This window comes from Actinomadura sp. NPDC049382, assembly GCF_040677125.1.
Lineage (GTDB): Bacteria > Actinomycetota > Actinomycetes > Streptosporangiales > Streptosporangiaceae > Spirillospora > Spirillospora geliboluensis.
In genome coordinates this window covers 164,949-173,120 of record NZ_JBFARO010000008.1, presented here as the reverse complement: position 1 = coordinate 173,120, position 8,172 = coordinate 164,949, and the positions used below count along the sequence as shown (strand labels likewise).

7 protein-coding genes are annotated in these 8,172 nt (G+C 73.3%); 5 read left to right on the top strand and 2 right to left on the bottom strand.

The genetic code is table 11. The features are described from left to right. The coding region (locus tag AB0K34_RS08450) for a hypothetical protein (protein ID WP_364546628.1) at window positions 1–387 on the bottom strand (387 nt) is incomplete at its 3' end. A gap of 361 nt (window positions 388–748) precedes the next feature. Here AB0K34_RS08450 and AB0K34_RS08445 point away from each other — a divergent pair. The 5 genes from AB0K34_RS08445 to AB0K34_RS08425 all read left to right on the top strand — a co-directional run bounded on the left by AB0K34_RS08445 (window position 749) and on the right by AB0K34_RS08425 (window position 6,697). Continuing rightward, complete coding sequence (locus AB0K34_RS08445) at window positions 749–1,768, top strand: PRC and DUF2382 domain-containing protein (protein WP_138638079.1); 1,020 nt, start codon at window positions 749–751, stop codon at window positions 1,766–1,768. A gap of 561 nt (window positions 1,769–2,329) precedes the next feature. Further along, window positions 2,330–4,252: a glycoside hydrolase family 3 N-terminal domain-containing protein gene (locus AB0K34_RS08440; protein ID WP_364546625.1), complete on the top strand. Its 1,923-nt coding sequence runs from the start codon at window positions 2,330–2,332 to the stop codon at window positions 4,250–4,252. Between the two features lie 218 nt (window positions 4,253–4,470). Beyond that, entirely contained in the window at window positions 4,471–5,307 is an 837-nt protein-coding gene (locus AB0K34_RS08435) for a patatin-like phospholipase family protein (protein WP_301177974.1), read from the top strand. Window position 5,308: 1 nt separating this feature from the next. Further along, complete coding sequence (locus AB0K34_RS08430; RefSeq protein WP_301177973.1) at window positions 5,309–6,274, top strand: 1-acyl-sn-glycerol-3-phosphate acyltransferase; 966 nt, start codon at window positions 5,309–5,311, stop codon at window positions 6,272–6,274. Window positions 6,275–6,286: 12 nt separating this feature from the next. Then, window positions 6,287–6,697, top strand: coding sequence for an RNA-binding S4 domain-containing protein (locus tag AB0K34_RS08425; protein WP_138638076.1), 411 nt, complete (start codon window positions 6,287–6,289; stop codon window positions 6,695–6,697). A 16-nt stretch (window positions 6,698–6,713) separates the two neighbouring features. On the opposite strand, the gene AB0K34_RS08420 is transcribed toward AB0K34_RS08425, so the two are convergent. Further along, complete coding sequence (locus AB0K34_RS08420) at window positions 6,714–8,156, bottom strand: arylsulfotransferase family protein (RefSeq protein ID WP_364546616.1); 1,443 nt, start codon at window positions 8,154–8,156, stop codon at window positions 6,714–6,716. Between the last annotated feature and the right edge of the window lie 16 nt (window positions 8,157–8,172).

Sequence of the window (8,172 nt, the reverse complement as noted above, 5' to 3'; positions counted from 1 at the left end):
GGGCGGCCGGCCGTGCGGCGCCCGCCCGCCGCGCGTGTCGAGGGTGATCAGGCCGGCCCGCTCGTCCACCCGGATGCGCAGCTCGGCGCCGCCGTCGGTGCGCAGCGCGTGCGCGACCAGCGAGGTCCCGTCGGACGGGACGACCGCGGTGAGCCCGTTCGCGCCGCGTACCGCACGGCCGCGCAGGTCGCAGTCGGCGATCCGCACCCGCTGCGGCATCGTGCGGGCGGACAGCGTCCCGCCGGGCTTGCACCACGCGGGCGCGTTCAGCGTGCCGGTGGACGCCGGTCCGGCGAGCCCCGTGCCGGTGAACGCGGTGCCGGTGAGCGTCGCGGCGGCGGCGACCGCGGCCCCCGTCCTCAGGGTCGCCCGTGGAAAGTCGCGCATGGCAGTTTCTCCGATGTTCGAGAGCGTGCTCTGGCAGTCTTTCGTGGGCGCGGGAAAGGGAAACGGGCGCATTCTAAAATGATCACCATGATGAGGCTCGGCGTGGCCCGCGCCGACCGCCTCGATGGACATTTATCGAGAAAATGCCGACGCCGCTCTCCGGTGACGTCTGCCAGCTGTAGGTAAATCATCCCCCATAATCGTGTAAACGTGTTTATTGCGTCCCCATACGGAAAAGCCGTGAGTAATCCGGCAACTCGGGATCAAACAGAACACCGTTGCCGCGAGGCGGGTGCCGTACCGGCTCCCCCCGCAGTTCCCCCGTCCGCCCGGCAGCGTTCAGGAAGCAGAGGTGTTCAACGTGCAGACGCAGACACAGGTGCGGGAACTCATGGGCATGAGCGTGACCGACACCCACGGGACCAAGGTCGGCACGATCAAACAGGTCTACCTCAACGACGACTCCGGCTCCCCGGAGTGGGTGACCGTGCACACCGGCTGGTTCGGCATGCGGGAGAGCTTCGTCCCGCTGTCCGGCGCGCGGAAGAACCAGGACATGCTGCAGGTCCCGTACGACAAGGAGACCATCAAGGGCGCTCCGAACGTGGACGCGGACGAGCACCTGTCGCACGCGCAGATCGTCGACCTCTACCGCCACTACGGCGTACGTCCCCCGGGCGGGCGCCGGGAGGGGCGTGAGGGCGAGGACGCCTCCCGGACGGCCGGCGAGCGCGGGACGGCGGACGAGAGCAAGACCGGCACGGCGGGCATGACCGACACGGGCATGACCGACACGGGCACGACCGACACGGGGACCACGGGCACGACCGAGTCCGCCGGTCCGGCCGCACCGGCGGGCAGCGCCGCGGGCACGGCGGGCGCCGCCGGGATGGCCGTCCGGCCGGACAGGGACAGGGAGAAGCAGCAGGCCCGCGGGCAGACCATGCCGCCGCAGTCGGCGCGCGAGGGCGCGGAGGCCCCGATGACCGAGATCACCCGGTCGGAGGAGCAGATGCGCATCGAGACCGAGCGGCACGAGGCCGGCCGCGTCCACGTGCACAAGTACGTGGAGACGGAGATGGTCGAGCGCACGATCCCGGTCTCGCACGAGGAGGTCAGGATCGACCGCGAGCCGATCGTGGGCGGCGAGGCGAACCCGAAGATCACCATCGCCGAGGACGACCACGAGATCATCCTCTACGAGGAGCGCCCGGTCATCGCCAAGGAGACCGTCCCGGTCGAGCGCGTCCACGTCCGCACCGAGCAGGTGCAGGACGAGCAGACGGTGCGCGGCGAGCTCCGCAAGGAGCGCATCGAGGTCACCCGCGACGACGGTCCCCGCTCCGAGGGCGAGCGGGGGACCGGCCGCCCGTCCACGTGAGCCCTCCGCCCGCGGTGGGCACGGTGGCGCCGCGCCGCCGCGCCCCGCCCGAGCGACGACTCGGTCCCGAGTACGGCACGCACCACCACCGGATGGCGAGCGTCCGGGCCGGCTGATCACCCGCCAGCCGCCCGGGCGCTCGCGCGCGCCGTGCCGCGGCGGCGGCCGTTCTGGCGGCGAGCGGTGCGGCGGCGAGCCGTGCGGCCCGGGTGGCCGGACGTGGCCATGGTGAGGAAGGTGCGCCCGCGCCCGCGCCCGCCGGGCAGCGCGGGAGGGGCGGTGGCGATCACGGCCGCCGCCCGTCCGACCGGCTTTGTTCGGCACATGATTCAACGTGTGAATTTAGTGGCCGTCAACCCCTCTTTCCCAGTTTTCACGGGGCTCCGGTGCCCAATAGGCAGGTTTGTTGACAGCTACGGGGGAGCCGGGGGAGGTTCCTGGGAGACGACGTCGCCGAGCGCGGAGGTCGTGGCCGATCCGGGCGTGCCGCGACCTCCGCGCCCGGCCGCGCGCGGTCCGCCGGGCCGCGCGGCGTCCTCGGAGCGACCCAGGAGGGACGACTTGCGACACCCCCACAGCCGCGTCATCGCCACCCGGATCGGGCGATCACTGGTCGCGCTCGCGACCATCGCCGCCCTCCCGTCCGCCATCGCGGCGCAGCCCGCGCAGGCCGGCGGGCCCCCGGCCTACCTCGACGCCCGCCTCTCCGCGTCCGCCCGCGTGAGCGACCTGCTCGGCCGGATGACGCTGGAGGAGAAGGTCGGCCAGATGACCCAGGCCGAGCGCGGCGCCATCGACGGCGACCGCGACCAGATCACCGCCCTGGCCCTCGGCTCGGTGCTCTCGGGCGGCGGGTCGGTGCCGGCCGACAACACCCCGTCCGGCTGGGCGGACATGGTGGACGCCTACCAGTCGAAGGCGCTCGCCACCCGGCTGAAGATCCCGCTGCTGTACGGGATCGACTCGGTCCACGGCCACAACAACCTCGTCGGCGCGACGGTCTTCCCGCACAACATCGGCCTGGGCGCGACCCGCGACCCCGGGCTCGTCAAGGAGGCGGAGCAGATCACGGCCGTCGAGACCAAGGCGACCGGCCCGCAGTGGGTGTTCGCGCCGTGCGTCTGCGTCAGCCGCGACCTCCGCTGGGGCCGGACGTACGAGTCCTTCGGCGAGGACCCCCGGCTCGTGAAGGAGATGGCGGTCGCCATCGAGGGCTTCCAGGGCCGCCGCAAGAGCGACATGGCCACGAACCGGCACGTCCTCGCGACGGCGAAGCACTTCGCGGGCGACGGCGACACGGTGTTCGGCTCGTCCACCAGCGGGACGTACACGATCGACCAGGGCGTCACCGTCACCGACCGGAAGACGTTCGCGAAGATCGACCTGTCGCCCTACGTCACCGCCGTCCACAAGTACGGCGTCGGCAGCATCATGCCGTCGTTCTCCAGCGTCGACTGGACGGAGGACGGCGTCGGCAACCCGGTCAAGATGAGCGCGCACAAGGAGCTGCTCACCGACGTCCTCAAGAAGAAGATCGGCTTCGACGGGTTCCTCATCAGCGACTGGGAGGCGATCCACCAGATCCCGGGCGACTACCCGACGCAGGTCCGGACGGCCGTCAACGCCGGCATGGACATGTTCATGGAGCCCTACAGCGCGCCGCAGTTCGTCCAGACGCTGATCGCCGAGGTGAAGGCGGGACGCGTGCCGATGGCGCGCATCGACGACGCCGTGCGGCGCATCCTCACCGCGAAGGTCGAGATGGGGCTGTTCGAGCACCCCTACACCGACCGCGGCCTGGCCCCGGCGATCGGCTCGGCGCAGCACCGGGCGGTCGCGCGGGAGGCCGTCGCGAAGTCGCAGGTTCTGCTGAAGAACGCGGGGCACGCGCTGCCGCTGCGCAAGAACGAGCGGATCTACGTGGCGGGCGTGAACGCCGACGACATCGGCAACCAGGCGGGCGGATGGACGGTCACCTGGCAGGGGTCGTCCGGTGACATCATCCCCGGCACGACGATCCTGGACGGCATCAAGCAGAACTCGTCCCACGTCACCTACAGCGCGGACGCGTCGGCGCCCATGTCCGGCAGTGACGTCGGCGTGGTCGTGGTCGGCGAGACCCCGTACGCGGAGGGCGTCGGCGACGTCGGCAACGGGCACACGCTGAACCTGTCGGACGCCGACAAGGCCAACATCGACAAGGTGTGCGCCGCGATCCGGACCTGCGTCGTCCTCGACGTCGCGGGACGGCCGCAGATCGTCACCGACCGGCTGTCCGCGATGGACGCGTTCGTCATGTCGTGGCTGCCGGGCAGCGAGGGCGCGGGCGTCGCGGACGTCCTGTTCGGCAAGCGCCCCTTCACCGGCCGCCTGCCGGTGACGTGGCCGCGCAGCGAGGCCCAGGAGCCGATCAACGTCGGCGACCGCGCGTACCGGCCGCTGTTCCCCTACGGCTACGGCCTCCGCACCGGGCGCCACCACTGATCCGCGTCCACTGATCCACGGCAGCCGCCACTGATCCACGGCAGCCGCCACTGATCTACGGCAGCCACCAGACCGGCATCCCCGCCGAGGGCCGGCCGTCCACCACCCCTTGGACGGCCGGCCCTGCTGTTTTCGGTGGGCTCGTCCCATTTTGTTCGTCCCGCGCCGTTTATCGTGCACCGCCCGGGAGAGGCTGCCTCCGTGGAAGGGAGGCCCGAGTGGACCGGGAGCCGCGGACCGCGTTCGTGCTCGGCGGCGGCGGCGTCCTCGGCGCGCACGAGGTCGGCATGCTGCGGGCGCTGGCGGAGACCGGCGTCCGGCCGGACCTCGTCGTCGGGACGTCCATCGGCGCGCTGAACGGCGTGTTCGTCGCGGCGGAGCCGGACACGGCCGTCGAACGCCTCACCGCCCTGTGGTCGGACGACTCCGTCCGCGACGTGTTCGGCTCGCGGCTGTGGGCGCGGCTGTGGACGCTCGCCCGCTCCGGCACCCACCTGCACTCCAACGAGCCGCTGCGCCGCATGCTCGACGAACTGCTCCCCGTCCGGACGTTCGAGGAGCTGGAGATCCCGTTCCAGTGCGTCGCCGCGGGGATCGAGACGGCGATGGCGCACTGGTTCAGGTCCGGGCCGCTGCCGCCCGCCGTGCTGGCCTCCTGCGCCGCGCCCGGCCTGCTGCCGCCCGTCCGGATCGGGGACCGGCACTACTTCGACGGCGGGCTCGTCCACAGCATCCCGGTCGGCCGGGCCGTGATGCTCGGCGCGACCACGGTCTACGTCCTGCACGTCGGGCGCATCGAGCGGGACCTGCCGCCGCCGCGCCGCCCGTGGGAGGTCGGCCTGGTCGCGTTCGAGATCGCGCGCCGGCACCGGTTCTTCGAGGAGATGGCGACTCTGCCGGACGGGCTGTCCGTGCACGTCCTGCCGGCGGGCGGGGCACCGCGGAAGGCCGGCGTCGACCTCGCCCAGATGCGGTACAGGAACGTGTCCGGGATACGGGCTCACATCGAACGGGCCTACCAGGCATCCTTGGAGTACCTCAAAGAACGAGCATGACATGCCTCCCCTCCCCGTCCGCCGCCTCCTCCTCACCCCGCTGCTGTTCGCCCTGACCCTGCTGGTCGTCGTGCTGTTCCCGGTCGCCTTCGCGGTGACCTCGCTGATCGGGCGCGACCGGCGGCGGGCGCGCCGGCTGCTGTGGTTCGCGCTCGCCTGGGGCACCCGGGAGTCGGCCGCCGTGCTGGAGTGCGGCCTGCTGTGGCTCCGCCGCCGGACCCGCGACGACCGGCACTACGACGTCATCCGCCGCTACGTCGCCGGCCTGTACGGGACGGCGCGGCGGCACCTCGGGCTGCGCGTGGAGATCACCGGCGGCGGGGCGGAGCCGCCCGGCGACCGGCCGCTGATCGTCCTCAGCCGGCACGCCGGGCCGGGGGACGCGCTGCTGCTCGTCCACCACCTGCTGACCGACTACCGGCGGCGGCCCCGCGTGGTCATGAAGGCGCAGCTGCAGCTCGACCCGTGCATCGACATCGCCGCGAACCGCATGCCGAACGTGTTCGTCACGCCCGGCGGCGGCGCCGTCGAGGACATCGGCCGGCTCGCCGCCGGGCTCGGCCCCCGCGACGCGCTGCTGATCTTCCCGGAGGGCGGCAACTTCTCCCCGGCGCGGCGGCGCCGCGCGATCCGGCGGCTGGCCCGGCTCCGCCGCACGGACGAGGCGGTCCGCGCCGCCGCGATGCGCAACCTGATGCCGCCCCGCCCCGGCGGCGTGCTGGCCGCGCTCGACGCCGCCCCGGACGCCGACGTGGTGTTCGTCGCGCACACCGGCCTCGACGACATGGCCGCGGTCGGCGACATCTGGCGGCGCATCCCGCTCACCGCCCCCGTCCACGCCCGCTGGTGGCGGATCCCCGCCGAGGACGTCCCCGACGGCCGGGACGCCCGCGTCGACTGGCTGTACCGGGAGTGGGAGCGCGCCGACGCCTGGATCGGCGAGAACCGGGCACACGCGGCCGGGTGACATCATGGACGCATGGGCGAAGAGGGGTCCGTGCGGGTCGATCTGTGGATCTGGTCCGTGCGGCTGCTGAAGACCCGCTCGATGGCGACGACGGCGTGCAGGGCGGGCCATGTCCGCGTGAACGACGAGCGCGCCAAGCCGTCCACGACGGTGAAGCCCGGCGACACGGTGCGGCTCCGCCATGACGGGCGGGAGCGCGTCGTCGTGGTGCAGAAGATCGTCCGCAAGCGGGTCGGGGCGCCGGTCGCGCAGGAGTGCCTGATCGACAAGAGCCCGCCCCCGCCGCCGCGCGAGGCGCTCATCCCGGTCGGCCGCCGCGAGCGCGGCGCGGGCCGTCCCACCAAGCGCGACCGGCGCGAGCTGGAGCGCATCCTCGACCGCTACCGCACCCTCAACAGCCCGCCGCCCCGCGACGACGACTGACCGGCGTGCCGTCCGCCTAGACGACGCGCGGTTCGGAGCGGGCGAGGACGGTGCCGCCGGCGTCCAGCGCCTCGGCGGTGACGTTGGGGGAGCGCGCGAGCGTCACGGCGGTCTCGAAGCCCGTGCGCTCGACCGTCCGCGACACCACGGGACGGGTCTCGGAGCCGGTGCGGAAGCGCCACGCGGCCACGCCGGTCGCGCCGTTCCAGCTCGCGTGGACCCGCATCCGGTCGCCCGGCAGCGGCGCCACCGCGACGGCGGGCCGGTCGGCGGGCCGGCCCTCCCAGGCGGCGCGGTAGGCGCGGTACGAGCCGTCGCCGATGCCGGTGATCTCCAGGACGGGCGTCCCGTCGGCGGCGAACTCCGTCATCGCCGGAGTCGACCCCCAGCCGACGAGCGCGTTGCCGTCCGGCAGCGTCTGCAGGTTGCCCATGTACTGCCCGTAGGTCGTGCCGTCGGCGTACTCGCGGACGAGCGACGCCCGCCGGCCCGCCTCGTCGACCCGGAGCACGATGCCGCGCGACGGGCCGTCGCCGACGTCGGTGATGTGGTTGTCGAACAGGGTGATCGTCCCGTCCGGCTGCCGGCGGGCGTCGTGCTGCCAGGCGAAGGCGGCGCCCGCCCCGAACGCGAAGTCGCCGCGCCGCCCGCCGAGCCGCCACCGGACGGCGCCGGTCCGCCGGTCGACCGAGTAGACCGCGCAGGTGTTGCGGGCCGAGATCAGCAGCGCGTCGCCGTCGTCCTGCACGGAGTTGACGTGGACCGGGTCGAACACCTTGCCCGGCGTGCCGTTCGCGTCCTTCGTCAGCGGCGTTCGCGTCTCGGCGATGCCGATGTGGTCGAGCGCGCTCCAGTCGAGCAGCACCTCGCCCGTGCGGACGTCGATCTCCTGGACCCGCCCGTCGAGGACGCGGCCCCGGCGCGGGCCGCCGATCGGGCGCAGGTCGGCGGTCACCTCCGGATAGGCGATGATCAGCGCCGTTCCGCGGTCGGTGAGCGCGAACTCGTGCAGGTCGCCGGAGACCCCGTCGCCGGCCTGGACCTCGGCGACGCGCCGGTAGTCGGCGCCGAGGACCACCCCGGTGCCGGCGCCGTGGCCGCCCGTCCGGCGCTCGCCCTCCCAGAAGGTGAGGACGGGCGCGCCCTCGTACTCCTGCACGCGGACGTCGGTGACCAGCAGCTCCGACCGGTAGATCCAGACCGGCTCGCCGGCGTCGTCGACGATGAGGGCGTCGGCGGCGTCGGTGCCGCGGAACGGGGCGAGGAACAGCAGGCCGTCCGCGGTCCGGCCGAGGCGCCGCGCCGTCAGACCGGGCGGCCTGACGTCGGGGAGGGTGAGGTAGCGGTCCGGCGCCGCGGGCTCCGCCACCTTCGAAGGGCGCCCCGCCCCGGCGCCGCTGAGGAGCGCGGCCCCTCCGACCAGCCCCGCTGCCAGGACACCGCGACGTGTCACGCTCATGCGCCCTGGTTTACCT